At 68.6% G+C, this 18,856-nt stretch carries 17 protein-coding genes; 11 read left to right on the top strand and 6 right to left on the bottom strand.

The genetic code is table 11. The annotated features are described in order from the left end of the window. The first annotated feature begins 129 nt into the window (after positions 1 to 129). The 4 genes from hemE (at position 130) to rho (ending at position 4,362) form a co-directional block, all read left to right on the top strand. The gene (gene hemE / locus WAE60_RS07460) at positions 130 to 1,158 is read left to right on the top strand and encodes a uroporphyrinogen decarboxylase (protein WP_337685602.1); all 1,029 of its coding nucleotides are present in this window, start codon (positions 130 to 132) and stop codon (positions 1,156 to 1,158) included. Between the two features lie 8 nt (positions 1,159 to 1,166). After that, complete coding sequence (gene hemH, locus WAE60_RS07455) at positions 1,167 to 2,216, top strand: ferrochelatase (RefSeq protein WP_337685601.1); 1,050 nt, start codon at positions 1,167 to 1,169, stop codon at positions 2,214 to 2,216. Continuing rightward, positions 2,216 to 2,680, top strand: coding sequence for a CopD family protein (locus tag WAE60_RS07450; protein ID WP_029909935.1), 465 nt, complete (start codon positions 2,216 to 2,218; stop codon positions 2,678 to 2,680). The genes hemH and WAE60_RS07450 overlap by 1 nt, the downstream gene beginning before the upstream one ends. 269 nt (positions 2,681 to 2,949) lie before the next feature. Further along, the gene (gene rho / locus WAE60_RS07445; protein WP_029909939.1) at positions 2,950 to 4,362 is read left to right on the top strand and encodes a transcription termination factor Rho; all 1,413 of its coding nucleotides are present in this window, start codon (positions 2,950 to 2,952) and stop codon (positions 4,360 to 4,362) included. 781 nt (positions 4,363 to 5,143) lie between these two features. Here rho and WAE60_RS07440 read toward each other — a convergent pair. Next, the gene (locus WAE60_RS07440; protein ID WP_337685600.1) at positions 5,144 to 6,109 is read right to left on the bottom strand and encodes a quinone oxidoreductase; all 966 of its coding nucleotides are present in this window, start codon (positions 6,107 to 6,109) and stop codon (positions 5,144 to 5,146) included. Between the two features lie 5 nt (positions 6,110 to 6,114). Beyond that, entirely contained in the window at positions 6,115 to 6,810 is a 696-nt protein-coding gene (locus WAE60_RS07435) for a dienelactone hydrolase family protein (protein WP_337685599.1), read from the bottom strand. A gap of 134 nt (positions 6,811 to 6,944) precedes the next feature. Between WAE60_RS07435 and WAE60_RS07430 the strand changes: the two genes are divergently transcribed. The 6 genes from WAE60_RS07430 to WAE60_RS07405 all read left to right on the top strand — a co-directional run bounded on the left by WAE60_RS07430 (position 6,945) and on the right by WAE60_RS07405 (position 13,021). Next, the gene (locus WAE60_RS07430) at positions 6,945 to 7,202 is read left to right on the top strand and encodes a DUF6489 family protein (protein ID WP_029910051.1); all 258 of its coding nucleotides are present in this window, start codon (positions 6,945 to 6,947) and stop codon (positions 7,200 to 7,202) included. Beyond that, positions 7,199 to 8,542 carry a tRNA uridine-5-carboxymethylaminomethyl(34) synthesis GTPase MnmE gene (gene mnmE / locus WAE60_RS07425; RefSeq protein WP_337685598.1) on the top strand — a complete coding sequence of 448 codons (1,344 nt, stop codon included), beginning with the start codon at positions 7,199 to 7,201 and terminating at the stop codon, positions 8,540 to 8,542. Before WAE60_RS07430 ends, mnmE begins: the two co-directional genes overlap by 4 nt. A gap of 180 nt (positions 8,543 to 8,722) precedes the next feature. Continuing rightward, complete coding sequence (gene mnmG / locus WAE60_RS07420) at positions 8,723 to 10,579, top strand: tRNA uridine-5-carboxymethylaminomethyl(34) synthesis enzyme MnmG (RefSeq protein WP_337685597.1); 1,857 nt, start codon at positions 8,723 to 8,725, stop codon at positions 10,577 to 10,579. Continuing rightward, the gene (rsmG, locus tag WAE60_RS07415; protein ID WP_337685595.1) at positions 10,579 to 11,244 is read left to right on the top strand and encodes a 16S rRNA (guanine(527)-N(7))-methyltransferase RsmG; all 666 of its coding nucleotides are present in this window, start codon (positions 10,579 to 10,581) and stop codon (positions 11,242 to 11,244) included. The genes mnmG and rsmG overlap by 1 nt, the downstream gene beginning before the upstream one ends. Continuing rightward, positions 11,228 to 12,040: a ParA family protein gene (locus tag WAE60_RS07410; protein WP_029910062.1), complete on the top strand. Its 813-nt coding sequence runs from the start codon at positions 11,228 to 11,230 to the stop codon at positions 12,038 to 12,040. Before rsmG ends, WAE60_RS07410 begins: the two co-directional genes overlap by 17 nt. Before the next feature lie 87 nt (positions 12,041 to 12,127). Beyond that, on the top strand, positions 12,128 to 13,021 hold the full coding sequence (locus WAE60_RS07405; protein WP_337685594.1) for a ParB/RepB/Spo0J family partition protein: 894 nt from the start codon (positions 12,128 to 12,130) through the stop codon (positions 13,019 to 13,021). 253 nt (positions 13,022 to 13,274) lie between these two features. Here WAE60_RS07405 and holA read toward each other — a convergent pair whose 3' ends face one another. The 4 genes from holA to WAE60_RS07385 form a co-directional block, all read right to left on the bottom strand. After that, positions 13,275 to 14,327 (bottom strand): DNA polymerase III subunit delta, encoded by a 1,053-nt coding sequence (gene holA, locus WAE60_RS07400; RefSeq protein WP_029910069.1) that lies wholly within the window; start codon positions 14,325 to 14,327, stop codon positions 13,275 to 13,277. Positions 14,328 to 14,394: 67 nt separating this feature from the next. Continuing rightward, entirely contained in the window at positions 14,395 to 14,907 is a 513-nt protein-coding gene (gene lptE, locus WAE60_RS07395; protein WP_337685593.1) for an LPS assembly lipoprotein LptE, read from the bottom strand. Between the two features lie 3 nt (positions 14,908 to 14,910). After that, the gene (gene leuS / locus WAE60_RS07390) at positions 14,911 to 17,496 is read right to left on the bottom strand and encodes a leucine--tRNA ligase (RefSeq protein WP_337685592.1); all 2,586 of its coding nucleotides are present in this window, start codon (positions 17,494 to 17,496) and stop codon (positions 14,911 to 14,913) included. Between the two features lie 149 nt (positions 17,497 to 17,645). Next, positions 17,646 to 18,173 (bottom strand): DUF3576 domain-containing protein, encoded by a 528-nt coding sequence (locus tag WAE60_RS07385; protein ID WP_156035669.1) that lies wholly within the window; start codon positions 18,171 to 18,173, stop codon positions 17,646 to 17,648. A 283-nt stretch (positions 18,174 to 18,456) separates the two neighbouring features. On the opposite strand from WAE60_RS07385, the gene WAE60_RS07380 reads away from it, so the two are divergent. Continuing rightward, positions 18,457 to 18,852 carry an NtrZ family periplasmic regulatory protein gene (locus tag WAE60_RS07380; RefSeq protein ID WP_231499423.1) on the top strand — a complete coding sequence of 132 codons (396 nt, stop codon included), beginning with the start codon at positions 18,457 to 18,459 and terminating at the stop codon, positions 18,850 to 18,852. The last annotated feature ends 4 nt before the right edge of the window (positions 18,853 to 18,856 follow it).

Below are 18,856 nucleotides of genomic sequence, written 5' to 3'. Positions count from 1 at the left end.
GTTTGGCACTTACCCACCATCTCCTACAATCTTCCTTAAAATCTTCTTAAAGAGAGAAGGGAGAAGGGAAGAAGGCCTCCGGGGAGATACGGGCTTGAGCCCACGGGCCTGAGGGGATTTAAGGCCTGCATGACCTCGCTTCCCAAGCCCAAGCTCCTTTCCGTCCTGGATGGCCAGAAGGCCGAACGTCCGCCCGTGTGGTTCATGCGGCAGGCGGGACGCTATCTGCCGGAGTACCGGGCCGTTCGCGCCACCGAGCCGACCTTCATCGATTTCTGCCTGAACCCGGAGAAGGCCGCCGAGGTCACCCTGCAGCCCCTGCGGCGGTTCCCGTTCGACGCGGCCATCGTCTTCGCCGACATCCTGCTGATCCCCCAGGCCCTGGGCCAGAAGGTGTGGTTCGAGGCGGGCGAGGGGCCCAAGCTGGGCGAGCTGCCGTCCATCGAGTCGATGCGCGACCTGACGGGCCAGGCCGGCCAGGCCTTGGGCGCGGTCGGCGAGACGCTGAGCCGTGTCCGGTCGGCCATGGATCCCGAGCGGACCCTGATCGGTTTCGCCGGCGCGCCCTGGACCGTGGCGACCTACATGATCGAAGGCGGCTCCAGCGACCGTTCCGGGGCCCGGACCTTCGCCTATCAGCACGCCGACAAGCTGGACGCCCTGATCCAGGTGCTGGTCGACGCGACCATCGACTACCTGGCCATGCAGGCGGCTTCGGGCGCCCAGGTGCTGAAGCTGTTCGAGAGCTGGGCCGAGGGCCTCTCCGAGCCCTTGTTCGAGCGCCTGGTGACCAAGCCGCACGTCGCCATCATCGAAGGCCTCCGGGCCCGGGGCGTGACCACGCCGGTGATCGGTTTCCCGCGCGGGGCCGGGACCCTGGTCGAGACCTACGCCAAGGTCGCGCCCGTCCAGGGCGTGGCGCTGGACACCCAGGCCTCCGCGGCCCTGGGCCAGTCGATCCAGAAGACCAAGGCCATCCAGGGGGCGCTCGATCCGCTGCTGCTGAGGGCCGGCGGCGATGCCTTGATCGCGCGGGTCGACCAGCTGCTGGAACAGTGGGGGCAGGGTCCCTACATCTTCAATCTGGGTCACGGCATCCTGCCAGACACGCCGATCGCCCACGTCGAGGCGGTGCTGGCCCGGGTCACCGGGAAATGACCAACGCGATGGGGACGAAACGGAAGATCGCCGTCGTCCTGTTCAACCTGGGCGGACCCGACGGGCCGGACGCGGTGCGGCCGTTCCTGTTCAACCTGTTCCGGGATCCGGCGATCATCGGTCTGCCGGCGCCGCTGCGCTATCCGATCGCCGCCCTGATCGCCGCGACGCGCACGAAGCTGGCCAAGGAGAACTACGCCCTGATGGGTGGCGGCTCGCCCCTGTTGCCGGAAACCGAGAAGCAGGCGAAGGCGCTCGAAGCCGATCTGGCCGAGCGCTTCCCGGACGCCGAGACCCGTTGCTTCATCGCCATGCGCTACTGGAAGCCGCTGACCAACCAGACCGCCAAGGCCGTGAAGGCCTTCGCCCCAGCCGAGGTGGTGCTGCTGCCGCTCTATCCGCAGTATTCGACCACGACGACCGGTTCGTCGCTGAAGGCGTGGAAGCGCGCCTACCGCAAGGGCCCGGGCCGGGTGTCGACGGTCTGCTGCTATCCGACGGACGAGGCTCTGGTTCAGGCGCATGCCGACCTGATCAGGGCCGCCTACGACAAGGCCGGACGTCCCGGTCCGGCGCGCCTGCTGTTTTCCGCTCATGGCCTGCCTGAGAAGGTGATCCTGGCCGGCGATCCCTACCAGAGCCAAGTCGAGGCCACGGCCGCGGCGGTGGCCGCGAAGCTGGGCGAGGGCTGGGACTGGCGGGTCACCTATCAGAGCCGGGTGGGCCCGATGAAGTGGATCGGCCCCTCGACCGAGGACGAGATCCGCGCCGCCAGCAAGCAGGGCCTGGCCCTGGTCGTCACGCCGATCGCCTTCGTCTCGGAGCACATCGAGACCCTGGTCGAGCTGGATCACGAATATCGCCAGGTGGCCTTCGAGAACGGCTGCCCGGTCTATGTCCGCGTGCCGGCCCTGGGCGTCGCGCCCGGGTTCGTTCGCGGCCTGGGCCGCGCCATCCAGGGGGTGCTCGGCGCGCCGCACCGCTTGGTCACCGCCTGCGCCTGGCGCTGCGGCGGCGACCGCACCCAATGTCCGAACAAGCAGGGAGCTTCGGCGTGATGGATTTCCTGGCCGGTCATTTCGACCTGATCCGCGGCCTGCACATCATCTTCGTGATGGCCTGGATCGCCGGCATGCTGATCCTGCCGCGCCTCTTCGTCTATCACATGAAGACCGAGCCCGGTTCGGAGATGGACGCGGTCTTCAAGCTGGCCGAGCTGCGGACCCTGCGGATCATCATCAATCCGGCGATGATCCTGGCCCTGCTGATGGGCCTGCTGCTGGCGATGATCGACACCCAGCGGCTGGGGCCGGACTTCTATCTGAAGCCCTGGGCCCTGACCAAGATCGCGGCCCTGCTGTTCCTGTTCGCCTGGCACGGCTTCGTCTCGAAGGCCCGCCGCCAGTTCGCGGCCGGGACCAACACCCGCTCGGAGAAGTTCTGGCGGATGACCAACGAGCTGCCGTTCCTGGCGGCGATCGTCATCGTGCTGTCGGTGACGACCAAGTTCCTGGGCCACTAGCTCGGCGACCCGGTCAGGCGGCTTTGCTTGACCGGCGGGGCCGCTTGTGGTTCCCATCCAGACAGACAGGTCGCCTGCGGCCTGTTCCCGCCTCTTACGGACCGGCGCTCGTCCTGACGCGCCCCCGGAGCCCAGCTCCGAAGGTCTGTCCCCCGATCGATACGCGCCGTCGTCATGGCGCGACCCGCTCGCCGCCCCTCGCGACGAGTCCGTTTTAGAACCAAGGCCCGGCTCGCGGTTTCGCGGGCCGAGCGACGTTGAGTGTCATCATGACCGACCAGACTGATACCCAAGACAATCCCGAGCTCGAACCCGTCGTCGACACGACGGTCGAGCCGGCCGCCGACACCGCCGCCAACGGCGACGACAACGGCGACGAAGACTCCGAGATCAGCGCCGCGGTGGCCGCCATGGGCCTGACGCGCATGTCGCTGCAGGAACTGAAGGAGAAGTCGCCCGCCGACCTGCTGGCCTTCGCCGAGACCTTCGAGGTCGAGAACGCCAACTCCATGCGCAAGCAGGACATGATGTTCGCGATCCTGAAGACCCTCGCCGAGGAAGGCGTGGAGATCTTCGGCTCGGGCACCATGGAAGTGGTGCAGGACGGCTTCGGCTTCCTGCGCTCGCCGGAAGCCAACTATCTTCCGGGCCCGGACGATATCTACGTGTCGCCCTCGCAGATCCGAAAGTTCGGCCTGCGCACCGGCGACAGCGTCGAGGGCGCCATCCGCTCGCCGCGCGAAGGCGAGCGCTACTTCGCCCTGACCAGCGTCTCGAAGATCAATTTCGAGAGCCCCGAGAACGTGCGCCACAAGGTGCACTTCGACAACCTGACGCCGCTGTATCCCGAAGAGCGGCTGAACATGGAACTGCCCGATCCGACCATCAAGGATCGCTCGGGCCGGGTCATCGACATCGTCGCCCCGCTGGGCAAGGGCCAGCGCTGCCTGATCGTCGCCCCGCCGCGCGTCGGCAAGACGGTGATGCTGCAGAACATCGCCAAGTCGATCGAGACCAACCACCCCGAGTGCTACCTGATCGTCCTGCTGATCGACGAGCGCCCGGAAGAAGTCACCGACATGCAGCGCACGGTGAAGGGCGAGGTCATCGCCTCGACCTTCGACGAGCCGGCGACCCGCCACGTGCAGGTGGCCGAGATGGTCATCGAGAAGGCCAAGCGCCTGGTCGAGCACAAGCGCGACGTCGTCATCCTGCTGGACTCGGTCACCCGTCTGGGCCGCGCCTACAACACCACTGTCCCGTCGTCGGGCAAGGTGCTGACCGGCGGCGTCGACGCCAACGCCCTGCAGCGCCCCAAGCGCTTCTTCGGCGCGGCGCGCAACGTGGAGGAGGGCGGCTCGCTGTCGATCATCGCCACCGCCCTGATCGACACCGGCAGCCGCATGGACGAAGTGATCTTCGAAGAGTTCAAGGGCACCGGTAACTCGGAAATCGTCCTGGACCGCAAGGTGGCCGACAAGCGCATCTTCCCGGCCATCGACGTGCTCAAGTCGGGCACCCGCAAGGAAGAGCTCATCACCCCGCGCGACCAGCTGCAGAAGACCTACGTCCTGCGCCGCATCCTCAACCCGATGGGCGCCTCGGACGCGATCGAGTTCCTGCTGGAGAAGATGCGCCAGTCGAAGACGAACGGCGATTTCTTCCAGAGCATGAACACTTAAGCTTGGTGTTTCACGTGAAACACGAGGGGCGGCCGGTGCGAACCGGCCGCCCTTTTTGTTTGCTTGCTGGGCCTGGGCAGCGACCCCTTGCCCCCTACGGACCGCTTCGCGGTCGTCTTCCCCCGGAGGGGAAGAGCCTCGCGCAGGCGGCTCCGCCCCCTACGGGGGCGGACAGGCGGCGAAGCCGCCAGGTTGGTGAGCCACGGCTTTTCAGCCTCACGCGATCTCTCGCTGAAGGTATGGAAAGGGCTGCGGAGCGCCGGACATCGTCCGGAAGAAGTTAGAGAATACCGTTTCGACGAAGCCCGTTCGCTCCGCGCGGTCGTTATCCGGAAGCGCGACGGCGCTGAGTTCTCTTAGAACCTCGCCGCCTTGAAGCCTCCGACGGACGGGCCAGGTCAACGACACCCGGTCCCGGACCGCGAGCCTGTCACAGCCCGCCTGCTGCTCAACCGGCCCCCATCCAACGCTGTATCCGTGTTCCGAGCCCAGCCGGCACCAGATGGATGGGGTTTGATCCTTTCGGACCGCCGAAGGAGCTTCCCGCTCGATCGCCCCCCGCCGCCGCATCGGTCGCTGGCCATGCGCCCTTTCCCGCGTCGAGGTGGAGCCATTATGCGGCCGCCGGGAAACGGTGCGGGAAATAAAGATTTAGGTCAGCGATATCAGCGGCTTGATCGCCGCAGTGACGGGGACATGCGCTCACGCGTGTCCCCAACCGCCTGGCCCGGCGCGAAACCTGGGGACACGCCGCGAGGGCATGTCCCCGTCAGCGGGCGGCCTACGGGACCAGCAGCGTCGCCCCGGTGGTCCGCCGACCCTCCAGCGCCTCGTGCGCCGCCCGGGCCTCGGCCAGGGGGAAGGTCTGGCCGATCTCGATCTTCACCGCGCCGGACGCCAAGACCGCGAACAGGGCCGCCGCGCTCTCGTCCAGTTCGGTGGTGGTGGCGATGTAATCGAACAGGCGAGGCCGCGTCAGGAACAGCGACTTGGTCCCCAGCTCCAGCGGCGCGATCGCGGGGGCGGCGCCCGAGGCGTTGCCGAAGGTGGCCAGCATGCCCCGCCGGCCCAGGCTCTTGAGGCTGGCCTCGAACGTGTCCTTGCCGACGCCGTCATAGACCACGGCCACGCCCTGGCCGCCTGTGATCTCCGCCACCCGCGCGGCGACATCCTCCTCGCCGTAGAGGATCACGTGATCGGCGCCATGGTCGCGGGCGAGGGCGGCCTTGGCCTGAGAACCGACCGTGGCGATCACGGTCGCGCCCAGGGCCTTGGCCCACTGCACCAGGATAGACCCGACCCCGCCGGCGGCCGCGTGGATCAGTACGGTCTGACCGGGCTCGACCTTGTGGCAGCGCCGGACCAGGAACTCGGCGGTCATGCCCTTGAGCAGGACGGCCGCCGCGGTCTCCAGGCTGACGGCGTCGGGGACCTTCACCGCGCGGTCGGCGGGGACGACCGCCGCCTCGGCATAGGCGCCGAGCGTGCCGTTGTAGGCGACGCGGTCGCCGGCCTTGAACCGGGTGACGCCTTCGCCCGGGGCCTCGACCACGCCGGCGGCCTCCAGGCCCAGCACGACCGGCATCTTCATCGGATAGAGGCCGGAGCGGTGATAGGTGTCGATGAAGTTCAGGCCGACCGCCTGGTGACGGACCAGAATCTGGCCGGGACCGGGCGAGGGGACGGGCAGGTCGACGGCCTCGAGCACTTCTGGGCCGCCGGTGCGGACGGCTTGTATGGCCAGCATGACCGTCAGCCCAGGTTGGACTGGAAGAAGGTCAGACTGCGTCCGCCCGCCTTGGCCGCGTCGGCCGCGTCGTAGTGCGCGCCGCCGACCCGGGCGAAGGCGTGGTCGCGGCCGGGATAGGTGTGGACCTGGATCTGCGGGTGGTCCTTCAGCGCGGCCAGGATCACCTTCTGGGCTTCCTTCGGCACGAACTGGTCCTCCTCGGCGATGTGGATCAGCAGGGGCTTGGCCAGCTTCTCGGCCTCGGCCACGTACTTCTCGATGCCGACGCCATAGTAGGCGACGGCGGCGTCGACGTCGGTGCGGGTGGCGGTCAGGAAGGCCAGGAGGCCGCCCAGGCAGAAGCCCACGGCGCCGACCTTGCCGGTGACGCCCGGCAGCTCGCGGACGGCGGCCACGGTGGCGGCGATGTCGGCGACGCCGTTGTCCACGTCGAACGCGTTGTACAGTTCGAAGGCCCGCTTCCATTCGGCCTCGCTCTGGTCGGTGATGTCGATGCCGGGCTCGATCCGCCAGAACAGGTCGGGGCAGACAGCGACGAAGCCTTGTCCGGCCAGGCCGTCGCAGATGTCGCGCATCACCTGGTTGACGCCGAAGATCTCCTGGATGACGACGACGGCCGGCGCCTCGGCGGCTGAGGGACGGGCCACATAGGCGGAGAAGTCGCCGTCGGGCGTGGTGATCGTGAGGGTCTCGCTCATTGGGGCTCTCCGTATCGTGGCGTCTCGGGGGGATCGCGCGGCGTCGATGGGACTTTCGACCGAAGCGCTCTAACGTGCGCCGATGCGGTCGCGGCATAACAACATCGTGCTTCGACGGCAGGGAACCCCAGATCATGAAGATGACCATTGAGATTGACTGCACGCCGGTGGAGGCCCGCGCCTTCCTGGGCCTGCCCGATGTGAGCGCCTTGAACGACCACCTGGTCAAGGAAATGCAGGATCGGATGACCGCCAACATGGCCATGCTGGCGCCCGAGGAGCTGATGAAGAACTGGATGGCTTTCGGTACCGGAGCCCAGGACCAGTTCCGCAAGCTGATGACCGCGGCGGCCGGCGCGGCGATGACGGGCATGGGCGGCAAGTCGGAATGAACGACACGATCTACGCGCCGGCCACGGGCGCGGGCAGGGCGGCCGTGGCGGTGGTCCGTGTGTCTGGACCGCGCACCGCCGATGCTGTCCGAGCCCTGGCGGAAAGCCTGCCCAAGCCGCGCCGGGCGGCTCTGCGCCAGTTGACCCATCGGGGCGTGGCCCTGGACGACGCCCTGGTGCTCTGGTTCGAGGGACCGGCCAGCTATACCGGCGAGGACGCGGCGGAGTTTCACGTGCACGGCGGCAGGGCGGTGGTCGAGGCCCTGCTCGACGCCCTGTCCGCCGAAGGGCTGCGCTTGGCCGAGCCGGGCGAGTTCACGCGCCGCGCCTTCGAGAACGGCAAGCTGGACCTGTCCCAGGCCGAGGGCGTGGCCGACCTGATCGACGCCGAGACCGAAGCGCAGCGTCGCCAGGCGCTCGGCCAGCTGGGCGGGGCGCTGAGCCAGCGCTACGACGCCTGGCGCGGCCTGCTGGTCCAGGCCCTGGCCATGCTGGAAGCGGCGGTCGACTTCCCGGACGAGGAACTGCCCGAGGACGTGGCGGCCCGCGCGCGTCCCGGCCTGGAGGCGCTGGAGACCGAGATCGGCGCGGCGCTGGCCGATGCTTCACGGGGACGGCGTGTGCGGGACGGCTTCCGCATCGCCCTGGTCGGCGCGCCGAACGCCGGCAAGAGCACCTTGCTCAACGCCTTGGCGGAGCGCGACGCGGCCATCGTCACCTCCACGCCGGGTACGACCCGCGACATCATCGAGGTCCCGCTGACCCTGGGCGGCTACAAGACCCTGCTGGCCGACACGGCAGGACTGCGCGAGACCGAGGACGCCATCGAGGCGGAAGGCGTGCGGCGGGCCCGCGCCTGGGCGGCTGGCGCCGATCTGCGTCTCTGGGTGATCGACGCGGCGATGTTCCACGTGAAACAGGACAACGACCTGGGCGTGCTGCGGTCGGGCGACTGGGCGGTGGTCAACAAGATCGACCTCGTCGATGCCTATCGCCTGGAGGAGCTGCGCGAACTGCTGGCGGTCCAGGGGCTGCGGGTGATCGAGCTGGCGGCCCGCAAGCCCGGCGGGGCGGAGGCGGCTAGGGCGGCTTTGACGACCCACGTGGTCGACGCCCTGTCTGGGGCCGAGTTCCCGGCCGCCACCCGCATCCGGCACGCCGAGAGCCTGACCGAGGCTCGCGGCTATCTGCAGCGCGCGCTGTCGGATGTCGGGCTGGAGGTGGAACTCGCTGCCGAGGACGTTCGGCTGGCGGCGCGGGCGCTGTCGCGTATCACCGGCCGGATCGATCCCGAGGATGTGCTCGACCGAGTGTTTTCAAGCTTCTGCATCGGGAAGTGATGTTTCACGTGAAACATCGCCTTGAACTATCCACAGGGTGATCACAGATGTCTCCGGCGTGTTTCACGTGAAACACCCGGGACCGACTCGCCGCTGCGGGGAGTCTCGCGTATAAGGCTAATGCGCCCCCGCCGAGACGCCAATCTCGGGATGGGGGCGTTCGCATTGAGGCGCGCAAGCTTGTCCAACACCTGGGATGTCATTGTCATCGGCGGCGGTCACGCCGGCTGCGAGGCGGCGGCCGCCTCGGCGCGCGCCGGCGCGCGCACCCTGCTCCTGACCCACAAGCGCGAAACCGTGGGCGAGATGTCGTGCAATCCGGCCATCGGCGGCCTGGGCAAGGGCCACCTGGTCCGCGAGATCGACGCCCTGGACGGCCTGATGGGCCGCATCGGCGACAAGGCCGGCATCCAGTATCGCCTGCTGAACCGCTCCAAGGGTCCCGCCGTGCGTGGCCCGCGCTCGCAGATCGACCGCAAGCTCTATCGCGAAGCCATGCAGGCCGAGCTGTTCGCCTATCCGAACCTGGACGTCGTCGCGGCGGCGGCCGAGGACCTGATCGTCGAGGACGGCGTGGTCGCCGGGGTCGTGGACGGGGAGGGCGGGGTCTACCGCGCCTCGCGCGTGGTGCTGACCACCGGCACCTTCCTGAAGGGCGTGATCCACCAGGGCGAGACCCGCATCCCGGCCGGCCGCGTGGGCGACGCCCCGTCGATCGGCCTGTCCGACCGGCTGTACGCCCTGGGCTTCGACATGGGCCGCCTGAAAACCGGCACTCCGGCGCGCCTGGACGGCAAGACCATCGCCTGGGATCGCCTCGAAATGCAGGCGGCCGACGAGCAGCCTGAGCCATTCTCGTTCCTGACGTCTCACGTGGAGGTGCCGCAGATCCAGTGCGGCATCACCTACACCACGGCCGAGACGCACAAGATCATCGCCGAGCGCCTGGGCGAGTCGGCCGTCTACGGCGGCCGCGCCACCGGGATCGGCCCGCGCTATTGCCCGTCGATCGAGGACAAGGTCGTCCGTTTCGCCGACAAGACCAGCCACCAGGTGTTCCTGGAGCCGGAAGGCCTGGACGACGACACCGTCTATCCGAACGGCATCTCGACCTCGGTCTCGGCCGAGACCCAGCTGCTGTTCCTACGCACCATGCCGGGCCTCGAGAACGTCGAGGTCATCCGATACGGCTACGCGATCGAGTATGACTATGTCGACCCGCGCGAGCTCTACCCGACCCTCGAGACCAAGCGTCTGACCGGGCTCTACCTGGCGGGCCAGATCAACGGCACGACGGGCTACGAGGAAGCCGGCGCCCAGGGCCTGATGGCCGGGTTGAACGCGGCGCTGGCGGCGCAGGGCAGGGACCCCGCCGTCTTCGCCCGCGACGAGGCCTATATCGGCGTGATGATCGACGACCTGGTCACCCGGGGCGTCACGGAGCCCTATCGGATGTTCACCAGCCGGGCCGAATTCCGCCTGATCCTGCGGGCCGACAACGCCGACCAGCGCCTGACCGACAAGGGCCTGGCCCTGGGCATGGTGGGTCCCGTGCGCGCCGAGGCCTGGGCCGCCAAGAAGGCCGAGCTGGAGGCCGTCCGCGCCTTCGCCCGCTCGGTCACCCTGACGCCGGGCGAGGCCAATCGCGCCGGCTTCAAGGTCAATCACGACGGCCAGCGTCGCGACGTCCTGGCCATGCTGGCCCTGCCCGACGTGACCCTGGACGGCCTGACCGCGGTATGGCCCGAGATTTCCACGTGGAGCCCGATGGCCCGCGAGCAGATCGAGATCGAGGCAGCCTATGCCGGCTATCTCGACCGCCAGCGCAACGACGCCGAGGCCTTCCGCAAGGAAGAGGACCTGCGTCTGCCGGCCGACCTGGACTACGGCCTGGTCGGTAGCCTGTCGAACGAGGTGCGCGAGAAGCTGGCGCGGGTGAAGCCCCTGACCCTGGGCCAGGCGGCGCGGATCGAGGGCGTGACGCCCGGCGCCCTGACGGCCCTGCTAGCCCACGTCCGCCGCTCGAAGGCCGCTTGATGTCCGCGGCGTCGGCCCCCCTGATCATCGAGGAGCTCGACCCCGTCGACGCCGCCGCCTTCCAGCGGCTGACCGGCTGCACCGACACGCAGTTGGCCGACCTGACGCGGTTCCAGGCCCTGCTGGCCGAGTGGAACGAAATGATGAACCTGGTGGGCCCGGCGACGATCGCCACCTACTGGAACCGTCACGCCTGGGACAGCGCCCAGCTGCTGACCTTCGCGCCTGAGGCCAAGGTCTGGGCCGACCTGGGCGCGGGCGCGGGCCTGCCCGGCGTGGTGCTGGCGATCCTGCTGAAGGACGCGCCCGGGGCCAAGGTCCACCTGGTCGAGAGCATGGCCAAGCGCTGCCGCTTCCTGCGCGTCGTGGCCGACGCGCTGGAGCTGCCCGTCGAGATCCACAACGCCCGCGCCGAAGAGCTGGACCTGAAGGTCGACGTCGTGACCGCGCGGGCCTGCGCGCCGATGGTCAGACTGCTCGGGTACGCCCAGCCCTACCTGAAGCGCGGCGCGGTCGCCTGGTTCCTGAAGGGACAAGATGTCGCTTCGGAGCTGGCCGAGGCCGCTACATATTGGAAATTCGAGTCGTCCCTGCGGCCGTCCCTGAGCGACCCGCGAGGCCAGATCGTGCAAGTGAAGGGGCTTAAGAGTGTCCGTAAAGTCTGACCAACCGCTGCGCGTCCTCGCCATCGCCAACCAGAAGGGCGGGGTCGGCAAGACCACGACCGCGATCAACCTGGGCACCGCCCTGGCGGCCTGCGGCGAACGCGTGCTGCTGATCGACGCCGACCCGCAGGGCAACTGCTCGACCGGCCTGGGCATCACCCGCCTGCAGCGTCGCACTACCCTGTATGACGTGCTGATGGGCGAGGCCCCGGTGGTCGACGCCGCCGTGAAGACCGAGCTGCCGGGCCTGGACGTGATCCCCGCCGACGCCGACCTGTCGGGCGTGGAGATCGAGCTGGGCCAGCAGGCGCGCCGGTCCTACCGCCTGCGCGACGCCCTGGAGCCGCTGCGCGCCAACGGCCCCTACACCTATGTGCTGATCGACTGCCCGCCGTCGCTGAACGTGCTGACGGTCAACGCCATGACCGCCGCCGACGCGGTGTTCGTGCCGCTGCAGTGCGAGTTCTTCGCCCTGGAAGGCCTGACCCAGCTGATGCGGACCATCGAGCGGGTACGCGGCAGCCTCAATCCCAAGCTGGAGATCCAGGGCGTGGTGCTGACCATGTACGATCGCCGCAACAGCCTGTCGGACCAGGTGGCGCGCGACGTGCGCGATCACTTCGGCGACAAGGTGTATGACGCGGTCATACCGCGGAACGTCCGCGTGTCGGAGGCGCCGTCCTTCGGTAAGCCCGTCCTGCTCTACGACCTCAAATGCGCGGGCAGCCAGGCCTACCTGCGGCTGGCGCGCGAGGTGATCAGCCGCGAGCGCAACCGTCAGGCCCAAGCGGCTTAGAAGTCCGCCTGAGGATAACCATCCAAGTCATTGTCGAAATTGAGTGAAGAGCGCGTGAGGGAGTCGGTCGTGGTGGGAGAACCGGGGATGTCCGAAGGTCGTCGTGGGTTGGGTCGGGGCCTGTCCGCCTTGCTGGGCGAGGTCGATTCCGCTCCGGCCCAGGCGCCCGGTGACACCAGCGCCGGTTCGCGCGAGGCGCCGATCGAGCTGGTACGACGCAACCCCGATCAGCCGCGCCGGACGTTCCGCGAGGAAGACCTGGTAGAACTTTCGGACTCGATCCGCGAGAAGGGCGTCCTGCAGCCGATCCTGGTGCGTCCGGCTCCCGGCGCTCCCGGCGAGTACCAGATCGTCGCCGGCGAGCGGCGCTGGCGTGCGGCCCAGCGGGCCGGACTGAAGACCATCCCGATCATGGTCCGCGAGCTGGACGACCTGGCCGTGCTCGAGATCGGCATCATCGAGAACGTCCAGCGCGCCGACCTGAACGCGATCGAAGAGGCGCTGAGCTACAAGGTCCTGATCGACAAGTTCGGCCAGACCCAGGAGATCATCGCCCAGACCGTGGGCAAGAGCCGCAGCCACGTGGCCAACACCCTGCGCCTGCTGTCGCTGCCGGACTCGGTCCAGCACTACGTCACCTCGGGCGAGATGACCGCCGGCCATGCCCGCGCCATCGCCAACGTGCCCGACCCGGCCGCCCTGGCCCGGGAGGTCATCGACAAGGGCCTGTCGGTCCGCGACGCCGAGGCCCTGGCCCGCCGCGCGCCGACCGCCGACGGCGAGGCCCGCACCAAGTCGAGCGGCGGCCGCCCGCCCCGGACCAAGGACACCGACACCCAGGCGCTGGAAGCCGACCTGTCGTCGGTGCTGGGCCTGGACGTCGAGATCGACCATCGCGGCGGGACCGGCGCCCTGACCATCCGCTACGCGACGCTCGAGCAACTGGACGACCTCTGCAACCGGCTGACGCGGGGCCACTAGAGGGCCTCGCGGAGGGTCCTCTGTGGCGCACAGAAGGACGTGCGACCGTGTCCCTGGTCGAGCTGTTCCCCAGAATCGAGGCCGTCACGGTCTCGATTCCCGGACAACACACTGAAAAACAAATGGAAATGGCGCGATCGGCAGGGAATTTGGTCGAGGCGTTGCGGGGCCGAAATCGGCACATTCCTGTGGATGAAGGCTCGGCGGGTTTGACGAATCGTCCATTCGCCGGTCCGGCGGGCGAGGGGAGGCCCTAGAGGCCCAGCCGTCGCGCCTTGCCGGCGATCTGCAGCGCGAGGCGCTCGGAGATCAGCTGGTCGGGCGAGCCGGAGGTCTTGCAGGCCTTGTCGGCCGCCAGGACCTCGGCCTGCACCACCAGCAGCTGGTCCAGGGTCCAGGCCCGGGCTTGACGCAGGAACTCGCGCTCCTGCTTCCAGAAGATACCGGAGGCCTTGGCGGCGGCCGCCAGGTCGACACCGTTCTTGTGCAGGGTCAGGGTGCGGCGCAGCTTGCCCAGGTGAAAGCCCATGGCCCGCACGGCGGCCGGTCCGCCCTCGCCCTCGGCGGCGGCGCGGCGCAGGCCCGCCTGCGCGGGGCCCACGCGACCGCCGAACGCGTCGGAGGCCGCGTCGAACAACGAAGCCTCGGGCTCGACGCCCAGGAAGTCGGTCAGGTCGGCCGGGGTGGCGACCACGCCGCTGCCCGGGCCGAGATAGAGGGCCAGGCGCTCGACCTCGGCGCGGGCCACCCCGCGCTCCTTGGGCAGGCGCGAGACGAACAGGTCCAGGGCCTCGCCGTTCAGGCTGACCTTGTCCTTGGCCAGGGTCTCGCGGGCCAGGCGGGCCAAGTCGCCGGCCTCGTCCTCGTAACAGGGGATCACCGCCGCGCCGGCGGCCTTCTCGGCGACCTTCCTCAGGGTGGAGTCGCGGCCCAGGGCGCCGGCCTCGATCAGGAAGAAGGCGTCGGGGTTCAACTGGCCCTCGACGTGGCGCGTCAGGGCTTCCGCCGCCTGCTTGTCGGGCCCGCCCTTCTCGCCGGTCAGGCGCAGGCGCACCAGGCGGCGCCCGCCCATCATGGAGAGCGCCGAAAGCTCGTCCTCGAGCTTGCCGGCCTGGCTGTCCAGGTCGCTCTCGGTCAGCTGTGCGGTGTCGAACGGATCGTCGGGGTTCGCGAACAGCCTCTTGGCCAGCTGGTCGGCGCGATCGCGGACCACGCCGCGGTCGCGGCCGTAGATGACCACGGCGCGGATGTCGCCGGCGGGATCCCGCAGGAAGCGTTCGATGTCCGGTCGCTTGGACAGGATCATGATCAGCGTACTCGAGCGAAGTGGATACCGGTTCGCGTGAAGAGGACGCGCGAAAACAAAGTCTATCCTAGGCCTTGGACTTGCCCGCGATCCAGGTCGCCAGTTCCAGCTGGATCCGCCGGGCCAGCTCGGTGGCGGCGCGTTCCTGGCTGTCCTGCTGGGCGGCGATCGAGGCGTAGGGCTGGTCGGCGGAGTCGTAGGTCACCGCCGCGCTGGTCGTGCCCGACTTCACGTCCTTGCCGGTCTTGGAGTCCACCAGTCGCCAATGGGCGGTCAGGTTCAGCTCGTAGCGGTTGGCGACGTTGTCGACGCGGACGCCGCGCGCGTAGCGCTGCTCCTGGACCGAATAGATGAACTTGTGGGACGGCAGGACGTTGGCGTCCCGCGCGAAGGCGTCGTCCAGCTTCTCGCGCAGCAGGTAGCCGGCGCGGCCGGGCGGGGCGACCACCTCGATGGCGCTGAGCCCCTTGGTGACCGTCTGGGGGCCGTACAGGGGGGTGAAGCCGCAGCCGGCGAGGCCGAGGGCCATGACCGCGACAAAGGCGGCCGGGAGGGTCTTGGAGAGCGGGAAGCGCTTCATGGATCAGCCGGCCACGATGTTGACGATACGGTCTTTCACCACGATCACCTTGCGAACGGTCAGGCCCTCAAGGTGGGCCATGACGTTGTGATCCGCCAGAGCGATTTTCTCGACCTCGGCCTCGGCCGTGCCGGCCTTGACCTTGATCTCGCCGCGGCGCTTGCCGTTGATCTGGATCGGCAGCACGCGCTCGTCGTCGGCGGCCAGGGCGGGATCCGCCTTGGGCCAGGGCGCATCGACGACCATGCCGCTCTTGCCCAGCTGGGCCCAGGCTTCCTCGGCCAGGTGGGGCGTGAAGGGCGAGATCAGGCGGGCCAGGATCTCCAGGGCCTCGGCGCGGGCCGCCAGGACGCCTTGGGAGGCGCCTTCGGCCGGCGCGGCCTTCAGCATGTTCAGAAATTCGTACAGGCGCGCCACGCCGCTGTTGAAGCGGAAGCCCTCGATGGAGTCGGTGACGAAGCCGATCAGGCGGTGCGCGCCCTTGCGCAGGGCCACGGCCGCCGCGTCGGCGTTGTCATGGGCGAAATCGCCGGCCGGCTGGCTCTCGAACTCGTTCCAGACCCGGTGGGTGAAGCGCCAGGAGCCTTCGACGCCGCTGTTGGTCCACTGCACGTCGCGTTCGGGCGGGCTGTCGCTCATCACGAACAGGCGCGCGGCGTCGACGCCGTAGGCCTCGAAGATGTCCTCGGGGGCGACGACGTTCTTCTTGGACTTCGACATCTTCTCGATGTCGCCGATGACGATCGGCTCGCCGGTCTTGGCGTGCTTGGCCGAGCGGCTGGCGCCTTCGACCGAGACGACCACGTCCGAGGGCTCGACCCATTCGCCGGCCGCGTTCTTGTAGGCCTCGTGGGTGACCATGCCCTGGGTGAACAGGCCGGCGAACGGCTCCTCCACCGAGACCAGGCCCTCGTCCTTCAGGGCGCGGGTGATGAAGCGGGCGTACAGCAGGTGCAGCACCGCGTGCTCGACGCCGCCGATATACTGGTCGACGGGCATCCAGTGGTCGGCGGCGGCCTTGTCGATCGGCTCGGCGGCGGTCGGGTCGGTGAAGCGGGCGAAGTACCAGCTGCTGTCCACGAAGGTGTCCAGCGTGTCGGTCTCGCGCTCGGCCTTGCCGCCGCAGCTGGGGCAGGTGGTGTGGCGCCAGGTCGGGTGGCGCAGCAGCGGGTTGCCTGGCTTGTCGAACGCCACGTCGTCCGGCAGCGTCACCGGCAGCTGGTCTTCCGGCACGCCCACGGGGCCGCAGGCCTCGCAGTGGATCACCGGGATCGGGCAGCCCCAGTAGCGCTGGCGCGAGACGCCCCAGTCGCGCAGGCGATAGACCGTCGCGCCCTGGCCCTGGTCCATGGCCTCGATGCGGTTGATCGCCTCGGTCTTGGCGGTCTCGATGTCCAGGCCGTCCAGGAATTCCGAGTTGAAGATCGCGCCGGGGCCGACATAGGCCTCCTTGCCGACCTGGAAGGTCGCGGCGTCCTCGCCCGGCGGCAGCACCACGGGCAGCACCGGCAGGTCGTACTTGCGGGCGAAGTCCAGGTCACGCTGGTCGTGGGCCGGGCAGGCGAAGATCGCGCCCGTGCCGTAATCCATCAGGATGAAGTTGGCGATCCAGACCGGCAGGGTCTGGGTCGGGTCCAGCGGGTGGACCACGCGCAGGCCAGTGTCGCGGCCCAGCTTCTCGGCGCCCTCGATGTCGGCCTCCGAGGTGCCGCCCTTGCGGCATTCGGCGACGAAGGCGGCCACGGCCGGATCGGCCGCCGCCAGCTGCTCGGCCAGCGGGTGCTCGGGGGCGATGCCCACGAAGCTGGCGCCGAACAAGGTGTCGGGCCGGGTGGTGTAGACTTCCAGGCCGGCGTCATGGCCCGCCGGCGCCTTGCCGTCGAACTTGAAGGTGAACCGCAGGCCCTTGGACCGGCCGATCCAGTTCTCCTGCATGATCCGGACCTTCTCGGGCCAGCGATCCAGGGTCTTCAGGCCGTCGATCAGGGCGTCGGCGTAGTCGGTGATCCGCAGGAACCACTGGGTCAGCTTGCGCTTCTCGACCATCGCGCCCGAGCGCCAGCCCTTGCCGTCGATGACTTGCTCGTTGGCCAGGACGGTCATGTCGACCGGGTCCCAGTTGACCGAGGCTTCCTTGCGATAGACCAGGCCGCGCTTCAGCAGGCGCAGGAACCAGGCCTGCTGCTTGCCGTAGTATTCCGGGTCGCAGGTGGCGAATTCGCGCGACCAGTCGACCGACAGGCCCAGGGCCTTCAGCTGCTCGCGCATCGCGGCGATGTTGTCGTAGGTCCAGCCCTTGGGGTGGACGCCGCGCTCCATGGCCGCGTTCTCGGCCGGCATGCCGAAGGCGTCCCAGCCCATCGGGTGCAGCACGTTGAAGCCCTGGGCGCGCTTGTAGCGGGCCACGACGTCGCCCATGGCGTAGTTGCGCACGTGGCCCATGTGGATGCGCCCCGACGGGTAGGGGAACATCTCGAGCACGTAGTACTTCGGACGCGCGTCGGGGGCGATCGGCGTCAGGAAGGTGTTGGCGGTCGCCCAGGCGGCGCGCCACTTCGGCTCGGTGTCTTTGGGATTGTAGCGGGCCATGAAACCAGACTGTTCGTGCGGGGGCTCGCGCCCTCAGGCGCGGTCCGCGGAACTCATAAGCGGTTTCGGCCTGGGCGCGGTTCTAAAAATGCGAACGGGAGCCTTTTGTCGCGCGGACAAAGGGCTCCCGCGAAGAACCAGGGCGGGCCCTAGTTCTTAATGTTGGAAAGTCGAAGCTGACGGGCGCGGGTCAGGATGGCGTTCTCGATGTCGGTCGCCGTCTGCTCGGTGGCGGCCGTATCGGTCCAGCCGCCCGAGGCGTCCTTGACCTGCTTGAAGATCGTGACGTTCAGGCCGTCGGCCCGCAGGCGGGTGTCCAGGATGTAGACCGTCGCCTTGAAGCGCTCGTCCGGCTTTTCCGGATTGGTGTACCAGTCGGTGACGATCACGCCGCCGTACGGGTCGGCCGAGGCCAGGGGCATGAAGGCCAGGGTGTCCAGGCTGGCGCGCCACAGGAAGCTGTTGACGCCGATGGCGCCGGCCTGCGGGGCCGACTTGCCGCCGCCACGTCCCTTGAAGGGATTGAACCCCGGCTCGTCGCTTTGGGTCGTGAACTGTCCGCCGCCCTTATTGCCGCCGCAGGCGGAAACCCCGGTCAGAACGGTCAACGCCAGAACGCCAGCGGCGACGCCGCGCAACACCGACCCACGCTCAAACGCCATAGTACCTCGCTCCAATGTATCACCCGGCGCCTTCGCGCGACCTGGCGCGCCCCCGCAGCCGGAAGCCGGTCTATAGCATGGTCGCGCTGCGTCAAAACAGGAATCGCGTGGCACGACCGCCACAGGCGCCGCTTGAATCGACTCCTGCGGCGTCTGGCGCAATCCAACTGCGGTTGACCGCGTTGTACTAGGGCCTTTAATCGATATTCAGGGAGCCCGCTCCTATATAGGGTTTTGACTCTACGAGGCGCGGGTTGAGGGATTGGGTTCGAGTAAGATGTTCGCCGCACGGTACTTGATGGCAGGAGCCGCCGCGCTGATCCTGGTGGGATCGGCTTCGAGCGTCTATGCCCAGAGCAAGCCGCGCACGAGCACGCCCGACTTCGCCGTGAAGAGCGACTTCAGCGCGCCGACCCCGACTGGCCCCTTCAATCCGCAGCAAGGCCCGAAGAAGTCCCTCAAATGGGACGACAAGAAGGGCAAGTGGGGCCTCAAGCTCGATCTCGAACAGCCCGTGGGCCGCGAGATGGAGGGCCGAGACGTCCAGGCCGGCGCCTACTACAGCGTCACCCCGTCGATCCGCGTCGGCGGCGCGGTGGCCCTGGGCGACCAGAACCCGGCCCTGGCGGCCCGCAAGAACGAAATCCAGGAGCCCGCCCCGCGGGTGAAGCTGGAAACCGCGTTCAAGTTCTAAGCTC

It is taken from the genome of Caulobacter sp. CCG-8, from assembly GCF_037402475.1.
Taxonomy (GTDB): Bacteria; Pseudomonadota; Alphaproteobacteria; order Caulobacterales; family Caulobacteraceae; genus Caulobacter.
Note: the sequence above shows the minus strand (reverse complement) of the source record. Positions and strands in the feature narration are given on the sequence as shown.

Bases quoted from the DNA above. Each gene is read 5' to 3' on its own strand.
- hemE (WP_337685602.1), top strand. From the start codon at position 130: ATGACCTCGCTTCCCAAGCCCAAGCTCCTTTCCGTCCTGGATGGCCAG.
- hemH (WP_337685601.1), top strand. From the start codon at position 1,167: ATGGGGACGAAACGGAAGATCGCCGTCGTCCTGTTCAACCTGGGCGGA.
- WAE60_RS07450 (WP_029909935.1), top strand. From the start codon at position 2,216: ATGGATTTCCTGGCCGGTCATTTCGACCTGATCCGCGGCCTGCACATC.
- rho (WP_029909939.1), top strand. From the start codon at position 2,950: ATGACCGACCAGACTGATACCCAAGACAATCCCGAGCTCGAACCCGTC.
- WAE60_RS07440 (WP_337685600.1), bottom strand. From the start codon at position 6,109: ATGCTGGCCATACAAGCCGTCCGCACCGGCGGCCCAGAAGTGCTCGAG.
- WAE60_RS07435 (WP_337685599.1), bottom strand. From the start codon at position 6,810: ATGAGCGAGACCCTCACGATCACCACGCCCGACGGCGACTTCTCCGCC.
- WAE60_RS07430 (WP_029910051.1), top strand. From the start codon at position 6,945: ATGAAGATGACCATTGAGATTGACTGCACGCCGGTGGAGGCCCGCGCC.
- mnmE (WP_337685598.1), top strand. From the start codon at position 7,199: ATGAACGACACGATCTACGCGCCGGCCACGGGCGCGGGCAGGGCGGCC.
- rsmG (WP_337685595.1), top strand. From the start codon at position 10,579: ATGTCCGCGGCGTCGGCCCCCCTGATCATCGAGGAGCTCGACCCCGTC.
- WAE60_RS07405 (WP_337685594.1), top strand. From the start codon at position 12,128: ATGTCCGAAGGTCGTCGTGGGTTGGGTCGGGGCCTGTCCGCCTTGCTG.
- holA (WP_029910069.1), bottom strand. From the start codon at position 14,327: ATGATCCTGTCCAAGCGACCGGACATCGAACGCTTCCTGCGGGATCCC.
- lptE (WP_337685593.1), bottom strand. From the start codon at position 14,907: ATGAAGCGCTTCCCGCTCTCCAAGACCCTCCCGGCCGCCTTTGTCGCG.
- leuS (WP_337685592.1), bottom strand. From the start codon at position 17,496: ATGGCCCGCTACAATCCCAAAGACACCGAGCCGAAGTGGCGCGCCGCC.
- WAE60_RS07380 (WP_231499423.1), top strand. From the start codon at position 18,457: ATGGCAGGAGCCGCCGCGCTGATCCTGGTGGGATCGGCTTCGAGCGTC.